The sequence below is a fragment of the Kitasatospora sp. NPDC059722 genome (genome assembly GCF_042733235.1).
In the GTDB taxonomy this organism is placed as follows: domain Bacteria; phylum Actinomycetota; class Actinomycetes; order Streptomycetales; family Streptomycetaceae; genus Kitasatospora.
Map to the genome: position 1 here is coordinate 196,038 of NZ_JBHWGD010000001.1, position 14,508 is coordinate 210,545.

At 74.8% G+C, this 14,508-nt stretch carries 15 protein-coding genes; 6 read left to right on the forward strand and 9 right to left on the reverse strand.

What is annotated here, in order from left to right; all coding sequences use genetic code 11:
• Positions 1-20: 20 nt before the first annotated feature.
• Entirely contained in the window at positions 21-953 is a 933-nt protein-coding gene (locus ACFV4F_RS00850) for a hypothetical protein (RefSeq protein WP_380437296.1), read from the reverse strand.
• A gap of 124 nt (positions 954-1,077) precedes the next feature.
• Between ACFV4F_RS00850 and ACFV4F_RS00855 the strand changes: the two genes are divergently transcribed.
• Together ACFV4F_RS00855 and ACFV4F_RS00860 are read left to right on the forward strand one after the other, a co-directional pair.
• Entirely contained in the window at positions 1,078-1,449 is a 372-nt protein-coding gene (locus ACFV4F_RS00855) for a YbjQ family protein (RefSeq protein ID WP_359957476.1), read from the forward strand.
• A gap of 94 nt (positions 1,450-1,543) precedes the next feature.
• On the forward strand, positions 1,544-2,707 hold the full coding sequence (locus ACFV4F_RS00860; protein ID WP_380499935.1) for an NAD(P)-binding domain-containing protein: 1,164 nt from the start codon (positions 1,544-1,546) through the stop codon (positions 2,705-2,707).
• A gap of 115 nt (positions 2,708-2,822) precedes the next feature.
• On the opposite strand, the gene paaE is transcribed toward ACFV4F_RS00860, so the two are convergent.
• The 8 genes from paaE to ACFV4F_RS00900 all read right to left on the reverse strand — a co-directional run bounded on the left by paaE (position 2,823) and on the right by ACFV4F_RS00900 (position 11,423).
• The gene (gene paaE / locus ACFV4F_RS00865; protein WP_380437300.1) at positions 2,823-4,004 is read right to left on the reverse strand and encodes a 1,2-phenylacetyl-CoA epoxidase subunit PaaE; all 1,182 of its coding nucleotides are present in this window, start codon (positions 4,002-4,004) and stop codon (positions 2,823-2,825) included.
• The gene (gene paaD, locus ACFV4F_RS00870) at positions 4,005-4,541 is read right to left on the reverse strand and encodes a 1,2-phenylacetyl-CoA epoxidase subunit PaaD (protein ID WP_380437302.1); all 537 of its coding nucleotides are present in this window, start codon (positions 4,539-4,541) and stop codon (positions 4,005-4,007) included.
• A gap of 11 nt (positions 4,542-4,552) precedes the next feature.
• On the reverse strand, positions 4,553-5,473 hold the full coding sequence (gene paaC, locus ACFV4F_RS00875; protein ID WP_380499937.1) for a 1,2-phenylacetyl-CoA epoxidase subunit PaaC: 921 nt from the start codon (positions 5,471-5,473) through the stop codon (positions 4,553-4,555).
• 13 nt (positions 5,474-5,486) lie between these two features.
• Positions 5,487-5,798: a 1,2-phenylacetyl-CoA epoxidase subunit PaaB gene (gene paaB / locus ACFV4F_RS00880; protein ID WP_380499938.1), complete on the reverse strand. Its 312-nt coding sequence runs from the start codon at positions 5,796-5,798 to the stop codon at positions 5,487-5,489.
• Entirely contained in the window at positions 5,795-6,826 is a 1,032-nt protein-coding gene (gene paaA / locus ACFV4F_RS00885) for a 1,2-phenylacetyl-CoA epoxidase subunit PaaA (protein WP_380499940.1), read from the reverse strand. The genes paaB and paaA overlap by 4 nt, the downstream gene beginning before the upstream one ends.
• 275 nt (positions 6,827-7,101) lie before the next feature.
• Complete coding sequence (locus ACFV4F_RS00890; protein WP_380499941.1) at positions 7,102-8,688, reverse strand: M20/M25/M40 family metallo-hydrolase; 1,587 nt, start codon at positions 8,686-8,688, stop codon at positions 7,102-7,104.
• A 603-nt stretch (positions 8,689-9,291) separates the two neighbouring features.
• The gene (locus ACFV4F_RS00895) at positions 9,292-9,951 is read right to left on the reverse strand and encodes a response regulator (protein ID WP_380437312.1); all 660 of its coding nucleotides are present in this window, start codon (positions 9,949-9,951) and stop codon (positions 9,292-9,294) included.
• Positions 9,948-11,423 (reverse strand): sensor histidine kinase, encoded by a 1,476-nt coding sequence (locus ACFV4F_RS00900; protein ID WP_380499942.1) that lies wholly within the window; start codon positions 11,421-11,423, stop codon positions 9,948-9,950. The genes ACFV4F_RS00895 and ACFV4F_RS00900 overlap by 4 nt, the downstream gene beginning before the upstream one ends.
• Positions 11,424-11,597: 174 nt before the next feature.
• On the opposite strand from ACFV4F_RS00900, the gene ACFV4F_RS00905 reads away from it, so the two are divergent.
• The 4 genes from ACFV4F_RS00905 (at position 11,598) to ACFV4F_RS00920 (ending at position 14,405) form a co-directional block, all read left to right on the forward strand.
• Positions 11,598-12,410: a class I SAM-dependent methyltransferase gene (locus tag ACFV4F_RS00905; protein ID WP_380499943.1), complete on the forward strand. Its 813-nt coding sequence runs from the start codon at positions 11,598-11,600 to the stop codon at positions 12,408-12,410.
• A 50-nt stretch (positions 12,411-12,460) separates the two neighbouring features.
• The gene (locus ACFV4F_RS00910) at positions 12,461-12,763 is read left to right on the forward strand and encodes a GNAT family N-acetyltransferase (RefSeq protein ID WP_380499944.1); all 303 of its coding nucleotides are present in this window, start codon (positions 12,461-12,463) and stop codon (positions 12,761-12,763) included.
• Entirely contained in the window at positions 12,763-13,254 is a 492-nt protein-coding gene (locus ACFV4F_RS00915) for a (4Fe-4S)-binding protein (protein WP_380499945.1), read from the forward strand. The genes ACFV4F_RS00910 and ACFV4F_RS00915 overlap by 1 nt, the downstream gene beginning before the upstream one ends.
• 128 nt (positions 13,255-13,382) lie before the next feature.
• Entirely contained in the window at positions 13,383-14,405 is a 1,023-nt protein-coding gene (locus ACFV4F_RS00920; RefSeq protein WP_380499946.1) for an aldo/keto reductase, read from the forward strand.
• Positions 14,406-14,508 lie beyond the last annotated feature (103 nt).

Here is a 14,508-nt window from a genome sequence, read left to right on the forward strand (position 1 = left end):
GGAACGCGCCGGACGGCGGGTCAGCGCCGGTAGCCGCGCTGGCCGTCCCGCTCCTCCGCGTCCTCGTAGGCCAGGAACCAGCCCTCCGGGTGCGTCGCCGCCAGCAGCAGCTCGGTGCGCTGCTCGGTGGCGAGCTCCGGGTCGCCGTCGTCCGGCCCGTAGACGCCGAACAGCTCGTCGTGGCAGCCGTCCCAGTCGTAGTCGTACAGGTCGGCGGGCAGGTCGCCCATCATGTCGGCCACCGACTCGGGCTGCGCGCCGAGCAGCGCGCGGGCGTCGAGGAGGGCCATCCGCAGCGCGATCTCCTCGGCCAGGCAGCGCGGCAGCGGCCACTCGCCGAGCGCGAGGTCGTCGGCCAGGTCGTCGAACGCCCGGGCCATCCCGCGGCGCCAGCCCCGGTGGAGGCGCCAGGTGCGCTGGGGCAGCCGGGCGAAGACCGTCCAGTCGGCGTCCTCGCCGTCGGCGACCGGGTCGTCCCCGTGCTCGTCGAGGTCGTCGTACGCGGCGTCGGCCAGCCCGAGCAGCTGGGCGTGCAGGAGGCACGCGGTGCGCGGGGTGAGCGTCCAGTCCCCGCCCGCGCCGCCGCCGTCCTCGTCGTCGCCCTCCAGCGGGAACAGCTCGGCGAAATCCGGCGCGAAGTCCTCGGTGACGCTGATCTCCAGCGTCCCGCCGATCGCCTCGACGCCCGGGATCGCGGCCACCAGCCGGTCCGGGTGCAGCAGCGCACCGAGCGCCGCGTTGGCGTCCTCGGCCACCTCGCGCAGCAGGTCACGGCGCTGGCCCGCCGGATCGATGCCGTCGAAGTCCAGTTCCTCCACGGCCGCGATCGCCGCGGCGCGCAGCGCCGGCCAGTTGGTGATCCGCAGGCCCAGCACCACCGTCGCCTCGATCTCCTGCGCACCGGAGTCCTCCGCCGCGCCCGGCCCCTGTGGATGATCGCTTCGCTCGCCCATGGGGCTACGGTACGGCTTTTCGGCCGCCCGATCACCGGTCTGAACCAGCTTCCGGACACCTTGTCCGCCACGCCCCGGCCACGCCTCTGTCACTCGGACGCGCGACGGCGGCAGGATGGGGCCCATGGCTGACATCAACGAGTACGGCGGCGGGCAGGGCCCGAACGCCGACGTCCTGGTCGTGACCACCAACGACATCCCCGGCTTCCGCGTCGACCACGTGATCGGCGAGGTGTTCGGGCTGACCGTGCGCAGCCGGCACATCGGCAGCCAGATCGGTGCCGGGCTGAAGTCGCTGATCGGCGGCGAGCTGAAGGGTCTGACGAAGACCCTGGTGGAGAGCCGCAACGAGGCGATGGAGCGGCTGGTCGAGCAGACCAAGGCGCGCGGGGGCAACGCGGTCCTGATGATGCGCTTCGACGTGACGGAGGCGGCGGACGTCGGCACCGAGGTCTGCGCGTACGGCACGGCGGCCGTGATCTCCCCGACGACCTGAGGCGGCCGGTCCGGCTGATCCGTGCCCCCGGGGGGCTCCTGGGGGCTCCGGGGGCGGTAGGGAACACCCGCCCCACCCCCGATGTTTCATCGGCGTGACTGTTTACGGTGCAACCGACGACGCGGGGCAGCGGCGGGTGGACGTCCTGGTGGCGGGTGCCGGGCAGGCGGGCCTGTCCGCCGCCTACCACCTGCGCCGCCGCGGCTTCGCCCCCTACCGGGCGGACGCCGACGGCGGCTTCGTCGTGCTCGACGCGGGGAGCGGTCCGGGCGGCGCGTGGGCGCACCGCTCGCCCTCCCTGCGGATGGCCACCGTGCACGGTTTCCATGACCTGCCCGACGCCGAACTGCCCGCCCCCGACCCGGCCTCCGCCGCCCGCGAGGTCGTGCCGGGGTACTTCGCGGCGTACGAGGCGCGGCACGCGCTCCCCGTCGTGCGCCCCGTGACCGTCCACGCGGTGCGCGCCGAGTCGGACCGGCCGGACTCGCGGCTGCTGGTCGAGACCGACCACGGCACCTGGTCCACCCGGGCATTGATCAACGCCACCGGCACCTGGACCCGCCCGTTCCTGCCGCACTACCCGGGCCACTTCGCCGGGCGGCAGCTGCACTATGTCGAGTACCGCGGGCCGGCGGAGTTCGCCGGGAAGCGCGTGCTGGTGGTGGGCGGTGGGGCGTCCGCGATCCAGGTGCTGTCGGAGGTCGCGGCGGTCGGCGAGACGGTGTGGGTCACGCGGACCCCGCCGGTCTTCCACGAGGGGCCGTTCACCCCCGAGTACGGGCGGGCAGTGGTCGCGAAGGTCGAGGAGCGGGTCCGCCTGGGACTGCCCGTGCGCAGCGTGGTGAGCGTGACCGGGCTCGGCCCGTCCGTCGCGTACCGGCGTGCCGAGGAGCTGGGCGCGCTGCACCGCCGGCCGATGTTCGACCGGCTCACCGAGCACGGAGTCGCCTGGGGGGACGAGGAGTCGGCGGTGGACGCGATCGTGTGGGCGACCGGCTTCCGCCCCGAGGTCGGGCACCTCGCCCCGCTCGGGCTGCGCTCCCCCGGCGGCGGCATCGCCCTCACCGGGACCCGGGCCACCGCGGATCCGCGCGTCCACCTCGTCGGCTACGGGCCGTCGGCGAGCACGGTCGGCGCCAACCGGGCCGGGCGCGCCGCCGTCAACGACCTGGTCCGCCTGCTCGGCGACCCGGCGGGGGATCTGGCGGGTGAGCCGGCGGGTGAGCCGACGAGGCGACCCGACCCGGTCGGGGTCTGACGTGGTCGGGGTCTGACGTGGTCGGGGTCCGACACGGTCCGGGCGCGGTCCGGGCGCGGTCCGGGCGCGGTCCGGACCCAGCTGACGGCGGTCCGGCGGCAGGTCCCGGGTCAGCTCAGCGGTCGTAGTCGACCGTCACCCGGTCCGTCAGCGGGCGGGCCTGGCAGGTGAGGACGTAGCCCGCGGCCAGTTCCTTCTCCTCCAGCGCGAAGTTGCGGCGCATCTCCACCTCGCCGTCGGTGACGAGCGCGCGGCAGGTGCCGCAGACGCCGCCCTTGCAGGCGAACGGCAGGTCGGGGCGGGAGCGCTGGGCCCCGTCGAGGATCGAGCGGTCGCGCGGGAGGGAGAGCGTGCTGCCGCGCCCGTCGAGGACGACGGTGACCTCGCTGTGCACGCCGTCCGCCCCGGCGTCCGCCGCGTCGGGGTCGTCGGCCCGCTCCGTGACCGGCTCGTCCTCGGCGTGGAACAGCTCCTGGTGGACGCGCTCGCCCGGCACGCCCAGTTCGGCGAGCAGGTCCTTCGCCCCGGCGACCATGCCGAACGGGCCGCACAGCCACCAGTGCCCGACCCGCCCGACGTCCACGAGGGCGCCGAGCAGCGCGCGCACCCGCTCGGGGTCCAGACGGCCGCTGAGCAGTTCGGCGTCCCTGGTCTCCCGGGACAGCACGTGGACCAGCTGGAAGCGGCCGAGGTAGCGGTCCTTCAGGTCGGCCAGCTCGTCGGCGAACATGACGGTGTCGCTGCGCCGGTTGCCGTAGAGGAGGGTGACGGTGGAGGCGCGGTCGGCGGCCAGGACGGACGCGGCGATCGACAGCATCGGGGTGATGCCGGAGCCGGCCGCGAGCAGCACGTGGTCGGCGGGGACGCCGAGTTCGGGGCTGAACAGGCCGGTGGGCGTGAGCACCTCCAGCTCGTCGCCGACCCGGGCCTCGCGCACCAGCCGACGGGAGAACAGACCGCCCGGCACCTCGCGGACGGCGATCCGCAGCGGGCCGCCGGCGGGGGCGCAGATCGAGTACGAGCGGCGCTCGTCGCAGCCGTTCACCTCCTGGCGCAGCGTCAGCGTCTGCCCGGGCCGGAACGCGTACGCGGCGGCGAGCGCGTCCGGCACGGCGAAGGTCACCGCGACGGCGTCCTCGCAGAGCCGTTCGATCCCGGAGATCCGCAGGTGGTGGAAGACGGGGCGGCGGGCGGCCGCGGGAGCCGCGACGCTGATCCCGGCGCTGGTCTCAGCGCTGTTCTCGGCACTGGTCTCCGTGCTGGTCTCGGCGCTGGTCTCGGCGCTGGCGGCGGGCATTCAGATCTCCTTGACGCGTTCGAACGGCTCGCGGCAGGCGCGGCAGCGCCAGAGGGCCTTGCAGGCGGTAGAACCGAACCGGGACAGCTCCTCCGTGTCGGCGCTCCCGCACTGCGGGCACGGCACTGGGGCGGCGGAGGCGGCCGTCCGGGTGGGGCCCAGGGTGAGCGCGACCGGCGCCGCACCAGCGGCCCCCGCGCCCGGGCGCGGCGGGGCGATGCCCGCCTCGGCGAGCTTGCGGCGGCCCTCGGCGGTGATCATGTCGGTGGACCACGGCGGGTCCAGCCGCAGCCGCACCCGGACGTCCCGGTAGCCGGCCGCGCGCAGGCGGCGGTCGACGTCGGCGGCCATCTCCGCGACGGCCGGGCAGCCCGAGTACGTCGGGGTCAGCCAGGCGGTCACCGCGCCCGTGGCGCCGTCCGCCTCGACGTCGGCCAGCACCCCCAGGTCGGCCAGGGTGAGCATGGGCAGCTCCGGGTCCGGGACGGCCGCGGCGATCGCGCGGGCCAGGTCCCGCACGGTGGGCTCCGCCGACACGCCCGCGCCCGTCACCACGTCGCCCCCGGGTGGGCGCGGGCCAGCACCTGCAGCTCCGCGAGCAGCGGTCCCAGTACCTCCGTGTGCACGCCGTCCCGGCCCGCGCGGCCCAGGACGGTGGCCAGCGGCAGCACGTCCGGCACCGTCAGCCCCGCCTCGGCGAGGACCGCGGCGAGCGAGCGCAGCACCGGTTCGCGCAGCACCGCCGGGTCGACGCCCACGCGCAGCTCCACCGGGTGCGCCGTGAACAGCTCCTCCAGCAGCGGCCACACCGCGTCCAGCCCGGCCTGCATGCGCGCCGACGAGTACGGCGTGCCGTCGCCGAGCCGCAGCGTCCAGGCGGTCGCGTACTCGCGGTGGTACGTCAGCTCCTTGACGCCGCGGGCGGCGACGGCCGCGAGCACCGGGTCCGGGTGGGCGCTCAGCGCCTCGTACAGCGCGCCGCGGGCGGTCGCGAACACGAGCAGGCGGGCGACCGAGTGCGCGAAGTCGCCGTTCGGCGTCTCGACGAGGCGGACGTTGCGGAACTCGTGCTCCTCGCGCCAGTACGCGAAGTCGTCCTCGGTGCGCCCGGTGCCGTCCGCCTGGCCGGCCCTGGTGAGCAGCAGGCGGGCCTGGCCGAGCAGGTCGAGGCCGAGGTTGGCGAGCGCGACCTCCTCCTCCAGCTCGGGCGCGCGGGTGCACCACTCGATCAGCCGCTGGGCGAGGATCAGGGCGTCGTCGCCGAGCATCAGGCAGTAGGCGGCGAGGTCGGCGCCGTCCACGCCCTCGGGCAAGGCGCTGTCCACGCCGAGCAGCGGGTCGGCGAAGCCCGTCCCGTACGCCCAGCGGCCCTCGCCCTCGGGGCCGGGGGCGGCCTCGGAGAGGCTGAGGTAGACGTGGTCGTCGTCCGGTGCGGCGGCGGTGCCGGCGGGTGCGGTGTGGTCGTGCACGGTGGTTCCCCCGTCAGATGTGCGGGACATCCTCGGGGATGTCGTAGAAGGTCGGGTGGCGGTAGATCTTGTCGCCGCTGGGCTCGAAGAACGGGTCCCGCTCGTCCGGGGTGGAGGCCGTGATCGCGTCCGAGCGGACCACCCACAGGCTCACGCCCTCGTTGCGGCGGGTGTAGAGGTCGCGGGCGGCGAGCAGGGCCATCCGGTCGTCGGAGGCGTGCAGCGAACCGACGTGGACGTGGTTCAGGCCGCGCCGGGGGCGCACGAACACCTCGTACAGCGGCCAGCCGGCCTTGGCGGCGCCGTCGACGTTGGACTCGGTCACTTTCCGTTCTCCTGTTCGGTGCTGCTGGGCCGCTCGGCGGTCCCGTGCTCGGCGGTCCGGTACTCGGCGCGCCGGTGCTCGGCGGCGCGCTTCTCCGCGTAGGCGACGGCCGCCTCGCGGACCCAGGCGCCGTCCTCGTGGGCGGCCCGGCGGCGCTCGACGCGCTGGGCGTTGCACGGGCCCTGGCCCTTGATGACGCGGGTCAGCTCGGCCCAGTCGGGCTCGCCGAAGTCCCAGCCGCCGCGCTCCTCGTTCCGGCGCAGCTCGGGGTCGGGGAGGGTCACGCCGAGGTGCTCGGCCTGCGGGACGGTCATGTCCACGAAGCGCTGGCGCAGCTCGTCGTTGGTGTGGCGCTTGATCCGCCACGCCATCGACCGGGCCGTGTTCGGGGAGTCGGCGTCCGAGGGGCCGAACATCATCAGCGACGGCCACCACCAGCGGTCGACCGCGTCCTGGACCATCCGGCGCTGGGCGTCGGTGCCGCGCATGAGGGTCATGAGCAGCTCGTAGCCCTGGCGCTGGTGGAAGGACTCCTCCTTGCAGACCCGGACCATCGCGCGGGCGTACGGGCCGTAGCTGCAGCGGCACAGCGGCACCTGATTGCAGATCGCGGCGCCGTCGACCAGCCAGCCGATCACGCCGACGTCGGCGAAGGTGAGGGTCGGGTAGTTGAAGATCGAGGAGTACTTCTGGCGGCCGGAGATCAGCTTCTCGGTCAGCTCGGCGCGGTCGACGCCGAGCGTCTCGGCGGCGGCGTAGAGGTAGAGGCCGTGGCCGGCCTCGTCCTGGGCCTTCGCGAGGAGAATCGCCTTGCGGCGCAGCGACGGGGCGCGGGTGAGCCAGTTGCCCTCGGGCTGCATGCCGATGATCTCGGAGTGCGCGTGCTGGGCGATCTGGCGGATCAGGGTCGCCCGGTAGGCGTCGGGCATCCAGTCCCGGGGCTCGATCCGCTGTTCGGCGGCGATCACCGCCTCGAACCGCTCCTCCTGCGTCTGTGCGGGGACCGGCTCGGCCACCTCTGCTGTCACCACGGTCCCCTCTCACGTGCCTTCGCCGCGCATCAACCGACTGACCGTTCGGTCGGTACCATTCTGCGCGGCGAGGCAGGGCCCTGGCAAGGGATGAGGGTGGCGGGGATGGCGCGGGTGACGGGGGATGCGGGGGCGCGGGGGCGTCGGGAGGTGCGGGGGTGCGGTGCGGGTGGACAGACAGATGACAGCGAACAGATTTCAAAATCTGTTCGCTGTCATCTGTTATCTGTTCGCTGTCATCTGTTCGTCGTCAGTCGTCGCCCGCCCGCCCGTCAGCCCTCCGCGCGGTCCCGCAGCCTCGGCAGCGGCACCGCGAGGAGCGCGGCGAGCAGGGCGATCCGGGGAGCGAGCTGATCGATCCGGATGTACTCGTGCCGGGCGTGCGCCCCGGCGCCGACCGCGCCGAAGCCGTCCAGCGTCGGCAGTCCTCGCGAGCCGGGCAGGTTGGTGTCCCCCGCGCCGCCCGCCGGACCGCCGTCGAGCTGCTGCCCCAGCACCGCAGCGAGCGAACGGACGTGCCTCAGCAGCGGATTGCCCGAGCGCTCCGGCCACGCCGGACGGCTCGACAGCACCTCGGTGCGCACCCGCGCCCCCGGCCGCAGGGCGGTCAGCCGAGCCAGGTTGTCGAGCGTCCGGCGCTGCGCCTCGGCGGTGGAGAACCGCAGGCCGAGCTCGGCCTCGGCCCGCCCCGCGACGACGTTCGCACGCGAACCGCCGCTGATCCGACCGGCGTTGAGCTCCGTTCCGGGCTGACCGGCCAGTCCGCGGACCACGACGAGCTGGTCGACGAGCTCGTCGACGGCCGACACCCCGTCGCGCGAGTCGTTGCCCGCGTGGGCCTCCCGGCCGGTGACGGTGAGCCGCACCCGGCTGCTGCCGCGCCGGGCGGTCTTGAGCCGGCCGTCCGGATGCGGCGGTTCGAGGCCCAGGACGGCTGCGGCGCCCCGCAGTTGGCGCTCCACGAGGCGCCGCCCGTCCGGGCTGCCGATCTCTTCGTCGGACACCACGACCACCCGAACGCTGCGGTGCGGCCGCTGCCCGAGGTCGGCGAGGAGCGCGAACGCGCCTTCCAGGACGGCGAGGCCGCCCTTCATGTCGACGACGCCGGGACCGGTGAGCATGCCGTCCTGTTCGGCGACGGGCCAGTCGGCGAGGGTGCCGACGGGCCAGACGGTGTCGTGGTGGCCGACGATGAGCAGGTGGGGCAGGGTCTCGTCCTGCCCCGCCCACTCCAGGACGAGGTGGTCGCCGGCCGGACCGGGTTCGCGACGGGCGGTGGCTCCGGTGGCACGGAAGCCGGCGGCCAACTCCTCGGCGAGGGCGTCGAGTCGGGGAGCGTCACCGCTCGGGGACTCGATCCGCGCCAGGTCGGCGCAGCGGCGTCGGACGCCGCCGGCGAGAGTCCGGGCGCGGGTGCTGAGGGCCTGCGGGAGCCCGGGGAGCGCGGCGGTGGAGGCGGGTTGGGCGACGGCGCCGGGCCGGGCCTCGACGACATGGGCGTCGGCAGCACGGGTCTCGGACCGGGCCGCAGCGCGGGCCTCGGACCGGGTTTCGGACCGGGTTTCGGACCGGGTCTCGCCCTCGGTGGCGCCAGGCACGGTCGCCCTCCCGGTGGCGGTCACAGTGGCGTTCACGGAGGAGGCGGCCTTGGGCACCGGCGCGGAGGCTGCGGTGGACGTCGTCCTGGGCGTGGACTTCGGCGCGGTCGTGGCGGGCGCAGTCGCGGCGGGTGCGGCCGTGGCGGGTGCGGCCTCGGCGGGTGCGGCCTCGGCGGGCGCAGTCGTGGCGGGTCCGGGTGCGGCCGGTGCAGTCGTGGCGGCCGCGGTCGCACGCGGCGACCCTACGATCTGGGGACTCAACGCTCGCCTCCTCGGCCGCCGCCGGTATTCAGCGGCCGCACCGGCCGGCCGGTCCATCCGGCGTGCCGGACCCGGGCGGGCCGGGCCGGGCGGCCGGATTGGTGGGCGGTCCGTCCGGACGGCCCGTCCGGCCCAACTGCGGTGGAACGGCTGGTCGGCGTGCTTGGCATTGCGTCCTCCTCGCTCGATCCGGTGGCTCCGGTTCACCCGGTGCCCCGTGGACGGCGGCTTCGTAGCGGTGGGCGCGGTGAGCGCACCGCAGGGAAGCCGAGATGTGAGCCTAGAAGAACCGTTCGGCTTCCTGCGAGGTGGCCCTGCTCCCAGCGTGCCGGGCCGGACCCAGCCTCGGGCACCCGTCGGGGAACGGCGGCGGACGCTCGGCGTGCGGGCCCGGTTCGGCGCGCGGACGCGGTCGCCGGATCGCGTCCACCTCCACCATGGACCCGCCGCCGCGCTTCGGCAGCGCAAACCGCCAAGGCGCCGCATTTCCACGCCGGATGGGTGACACGGGCTCAGCGCGCGGTACGAATCCGGGGCGCGACCAGGGGCATCGGGGTCACCCGCCGGGCCGGGAGCCGGAGGCGGTGCCGGGACGCGCCGGGCTCAGGCGCCGTCCGCCACCAGCCCTGCGTCGCGTGCGATCAGCGCGGCCTGGACGCGGTTGCCGACGCCGAGGGCGGTGAGGATCCGGCTGACGTGTGCCTTGACGGTGCTCTCCCGCATCCCGAGGACACCCGCGATCTCGGCGTTGGAGAGTCCGTCGGCGAGTTCGCGCAGCACGTCGGTCTCGCGCGGGGTCAGCCCGGAGACCCTGTTGCGGGCCGCGACGGACCGGGGCGCGCCCGTGCGGTGGTAGCGGTCGATGAGGCGGCGGGCGGCGGACGGGTGGAGCATGCCCTGTCCGCCGGCGACGACGTGCACGGCCCGCGCGATCTCGGCCGGCGGGGTGTCCTTGAGCAGGAAGCCGTCGGCACCCGCGGCGAGCGCCCGGTAGACGTATTCGTCCAGGTCGAAGGTGGTGAGCGCGATGACGCGCGGGGCCTCGGGCAGCTCGCGCAGGCGGCGGGTGGCGGCGATGCCGTCGAGGCGGGGCATCCGGATGTCCATCAGCGCGACGTCGATCCGTCGGGCGGCCGCCAGTTCGACGGCCTGGAGGCCGTCGGCGGCCTCGGCGACGACGACGAGCCCGGGGTCCTGGGCGAGCAGGTCGACGAGGCCGAGCCGGACCAGTGCGTCGTCGTCGACCACCATTGTGCGGATCATGGGATGTCCTCGGGCAGCGGGGGCGAAGTGGAGGTCAGGAGGATGGGCGGGCCGGGCACTATGTCCGGATCCGGTCTGTCTGTCGACGGCCTGGCCGAAACCGGCCCAGCGGAATCCGGCCCTCCCGCGTCCGACTCGGCCGAAACCCGACCGTCCGGATCCGGTCGGCCTGGCCGCCGCCGCGGACCGTCCGCTCCAGCCGACACCGCCCCATGCGCGGCAGGGACCTCCGGGAGCGCCTGCGACGGGCGCTCCGCTGCCGGGAGGCGTTCCGGGAGGCGTGCCGAGAGGCGGTAGCCGCCACTGCCGTCCGGCCCGGCGTCGAGGTGTCCGCCGAGCGCGGCGACACGTTCGGCGAGCCCCACCAGGCCGTAACCTCCGCCACTCGCACAGCCGTTGGGCGTCGCCGATCCTGGACCATTACGAACCTCGACGGTGGTGGCCGGGGCTCCGTAGCCGACCCGGACCGTGACGGGTGCGGCGTGCGCGTGCTTGCGGGCGTTCGTCAGCGCCTCCTGGACCAGCCGGTGCACGGCCAGGCGGTGGGTGGTCGGGACGGTGTCGGGATCGCCGACGAGGGCGAGTTCGACCTCCTGTCCGGCCTCCACGGCCTCGCCGACCAGCTCGGTGAGATCGCACAGGGGAGGCGCCGCCACCCGCGCGGACTCCTCCGCCCGTGACCCCGGTTCACCGTCCTGCGGCCTCGGTTCGCGGGCCGGCTGCCTGGGCGGCGGGTCGGTGCGCAGCGCCCCGAGGACGTCGCGCAGGTCGTCGAGGGAGTGGGCCGCGGTGGTGCGCAGGAGTTCGAGCCGGTGGGTGAGCCGGTCGGGGTCTTCGGCGACGGTACCGGCCCTGGCCTGGTCGCGCAGGACTCCGGCGTGCAGCACGAGGAGGCTCAGGCGGTGGGCGAGGACGTCGTGCATCTCCCGTGCGATGCGGGCCCGTTCGGCGGATCGGGCCTGCTCGGCGCGCAACTCCCGTTCGCGGCTCAGTGTTTCGACCTGTTCGCGCAGGGTGCGGATCAGGACGCGGCGACCGTGCAGCCAGAGGCCGACGGACAGTGTCGCGGCCTGGAGCAGGAGTTGGGATCCGGTGGTGCCGGCCCAGCCGACCAGTGTGTCGGCCCGGGTGGCGTTGAGCACGGCGATGGCGGTGCCGCCGACGACGGCGGGACCTACGCGGCCGAGATAGGCGAGGTGGTAGACGCTGAACAATCCGGGCAGGGCGCGGTTGAGCAGACCGCCGGTGAGGACCGGCAGCACGGCGGAGGCCACCGGATACCGGCGGGCGAGGAGCAGGGAAAGCGAGGCGAGGGTGGTTGCGACGGCCTCCGGCACACGCAACGGATCGTCCGTGCGGGACCAGTGGACGAGCGCTTCCTCGACGGCGAGCGCGAGGACGGCGAGCAGGAGCAGCGTGTCGACCCATGGGCGGCGGCCGGGTCCGTACCAGCCGAGCGGGCCCGTGCGCATCGGCCCACCCCCGCCCTCTCCCGACGATCCCTCCATCCGTCCGGCTCGATGCTACGGGCGGCCGACGCGACGCGGCCCCCTCCTTGCGGCCACCGGGACCCTCGACCTTCGTCAGGGGTCGGCGCGGTCCATCGGCCGATTCCGGGGACTTCGGGCGCTCCTAGCGTCGACGGCATGACGAACGAATGGTCCGACTCATCATCTCCGCACGGCAGTTCACCCCAATCGGCGACCCGCGACCATCTCCTGTTCTTCGCCGAGGCACTGCGCACCTTCCACGACACCGGTGCGCTGGCGCCGAGCAGCGCGGAGCTGGTGAACGCGCTGGTCATTCCGGCGACCAGCCGTCCGAACCGGCCGATCTCGGTACTGGAGGTCGGCGCCGGAACGGGTGCGGTGACCCGGCGGCTGGTCCAAGTGCTGCGCCCCGGCGACCGGTTGCACGTCGTCGAGGCGAACCCGCGCTTCGCGGACCGGTTGCGCGAGGACCGGGTGCTGGCCGCGCGTCCGGCGGGGCTCGAACTGCGGCTCTCCGCTTGCCGGGTCGAGGAGCTGGACGATGCGGCGGGCCCGGCGGGCGGCCGCTACGACGCGATCGTGTCGGGGCTGCCGTTCACCAACTTCGAACCGGCGCAGGTCCGAAGGCTCCTGGACCTGTACGTGCGGCTGCTCGTCCCCGGCGGCGAGCTGACGTACTTCGGCTACCTGGGGACGACGGCCGCCCGGACCCTCACCTCCGGACCACGGCGCGGCGCCCGGCACCGGGCGGTGGTCCGCCTGCTGCGACGGTTCGAGGCGGCGTACGGACTGGGCGAGCGGACGGTTTGGCGCAACCTGCCCCCGGCACGGGCCTGCCTGCTGCGCGCCCCGGGCGGCCGGGCGGCCTGGGACGCGGCGCCGCGCACCGGACTCCGCCCCCTGGCCGGCGAGGACACGGCCACGGTATCCGGCGAACCGACGGGCGACGCGGCTCCGGCCGCTCGATGATGGACCGGGGCCACGCCCGGCCCCGCGATTCCGGCAGCGAGGAGCCCGCGATGACCCTGTCCGTACGTGATGCCGAGGAGCGGAACCGCTTCGAGGCCTGGGTGGACGACCGCATGGCGGGCTTCGCCGAGTACCTGCGCAGCGACAACCTGGTGGTGTACCCGCACACGGTGGTCGAACCGGACTTCGAGGGGCAGGGCGTCGGGGGCGCGCTGGCCCGCGCCGCGCTGGACGACGCCCGCGCCCGGAACCTGCCGGTGCTGGCGACCTGCCCGTTCATCAAGGCCTGGATGATCCGCCACCCCGAGTACACGGACCTCGCGTACGAGAACCGCAGCCGGGTGAGCGACTGATGGGCGGCGACGGCACCGCCGCGCGCGGCGCGAAGGCGTACGAGGCCGCGGGGATCACGGTGACGTTCGACGCGGGGATCTGCCGGCACGCCGCCGAGTGCGTGCACGGGCTGCCGGCGGTGTTCGACACCGGTCGGCGGCCGTGGATCTCCCCGGACGCGGCGCCCGCCGCGGACGTCGCCGAGGTCGTGCGGCGCTGCCCGACCGGCGCGCTGCGCTACCGGCTCGCGGACGGCGAGGCGGAACCGCCGGACCGGCCGACGACGGTGACGCGGACCGCGGACGGGCGGTTGCTGCTGCGCGGCGAGCTGCGCGTGGCGGGCCCGGACGGCGAGGTGCGGGAGACGCCGAGGGCGATGCTGTGCGGGTGCGGACGCAGCGCCGAGCAGCCGTACTGCGACCGGAGCGGCGCGTGCGGGGGCGGGGCTGACGGCACGGATGGCGGGGGCGGGGGCGGGGGCACGGATGGCGGGGCTGCGAGTGACGAGTAACAGATGACAGATTTCAGATAACAGATGACAGCAAACAGATTTTGAAATCTGTTCGCTGTCGTGCCATAGTGGCACCCGGGTCACTTCGTCCATCGCCTCCCGGCGCCGTACCGACCCTTGGAGCCCTCATGTCTGCTTCCGACCGCACCCCGAAGCCCGCGCAGCGCGCCCTCGGCGCCGCCGGCCCGCTCACCTCCGCCCTCGGCCTCGGCTGCATGGGCATGTCCGACCTCTACGGCCCCGCCGACGAGTCCGAGAGCATCGCCACGATCCACGCCGCCCTCGACGCGGGGATCACGCTCCTCGACACCGGCGACTTCTACGGCATGGGCCACAACGAGCTGCTGATCCACGACGCCCTGCGCGGCCGCGACCGCTCGGACGTGCAGATCAGCGTCAAGTTCGGCGCCCAGCGCGACCCGTCCGGCCAGTGGGTCGGCTACGACACCAGTCCCGCCGCCACCAAGACGGCGCTCGCCTACACCCTGCGCCGCCTGCGCACCGACTACGTCGACGTCTACCGCCCGGCCCGCCTGGACCCGACCGTCCCGATCGAGGAGACGGTCGGCGCGATCGCGGACCTCGTCAAGGCCGGCTACGTACGCCACATCGGCCTGTCGGAGGTCGGCGCCGACACCCTGCGCCGGGCAGCCGCCGTGCACCCGATCAGCGACCTGCAGATCGAGTACTCGCTGCTCTCCCGGTCCTCGGAGGCAGCCGTCCTCCCCACCGCCCGCGAGCTCGGCATCGGCGTCACCGCCTACGGCGTGCTCTCGCGCGGCCTGCTCAGCGGCCACTGGAACACCGAACGCCCGCTGGCGGGCACCGACTTCCGCGGCCACAGCCCGCGCTTCCAGGGCGACAACCTCACCCACAACCTCGCCCTCGTCGAGGCGCTGCGCGACGTGGCGACGGCGAAGGGCGCGAGCGTCGCGCAGGTCGCCATCGCCTGGGTCGCCTCGCGCGGGGAGGACGTCGTCCCGCTGGTGGGCGCCCGCCGCCGGGACCGCCTGGCGGAGGCGCTCGGCGCGCTCGACGTCGAGCTCACCGCCGCCGACCTCGCGGCCATCGAGGCGGTCGTCCCGGCCGGTTCGGCCGCGGGCGAGCGGTACGCCGCCGACCAGATGGCCCGCCTCGACAGCGAGCGCTGACCGGCCGGAGCACGTCCCGGCCGGCACACCGCACGCCAGACACCCCCGCCCGTACCGCTGCCGTCCGCCCCCACGGCGGGCGGCCCTCCCGTAAGGACGTACC

What these genes read in the sequence shown, in the direction of transcription:
- ACFV4F_RS00910 (WP_380499944.1), top strand. Translation starts at nt 12,461, where the DNA reads ATGACCCTGTCCGTACGTGATGCCGAGGAGCGGAACCGCTTCGAGGCC.
- ACFV4F_RS00905 (WP_380499943.1), top strand. Translation starts at nt 11,598, where the DNA reads ATGACGAACGAATGGTCCGACTCATCATCTCCGCACGGCAGTTCACCC.
- ACFV4F_RS00900 (WP_380499942.1), bottom strand. Translation starts at nt 11,423, where the DNA reads ATGCGCACGGGCCCGCTCGGCTGGTACGGACCCGGCCGCCGCCCATGG.
- paaE (WP_380437300.1), bottom strand. Translation starts at nt 4,004, where the DNA reads ATGCCCGCCGCCAGCGCCGAGACCAGCGCCGAGACCAGCACGGAGACC.
- ACFV4F_RS00920 (WP_380499946.1), top strand. Translation starts at nt 13,383, where the DNA reads ATGTCTGCTTCCGACCGCACCCCGAAGCCCGCGCAGCGCGCCCTCGGC.
- ACFV4F_RS00855 (WP_359957476.1), top strand. Translation starts at nt 1,078, where the DNA reads ATGGCTGACATCAACGAGTACGGCGGCGGGCAGGGCCCGAACGCCGAC.
- ACFV4F_RS00850 (WP_380437296.1), bottom strand. Translation starts at nt 953, where the DNA reads ATGGGCGAGCGAAGCGATCATCCACAGGGGCCGGGCGCGGCGGAGGAC.
- ACFV4F_RS00915 (WP_380499945.1), top strand. Translation starts at nt 12,763, where the DNA reads ATGGGCGGCGACGGCACCGCCGCGCGCGGCGCGAAGGCGTACGAGGCC.
- ACFV4F_RS00895 (WP_380437312.1), bottom strand. Translation starts at nt 9,951, where the DNA reads ATGATCCGCACAATGGTGGTCGACGACGACGCACTGGTCCGGCTCGGC.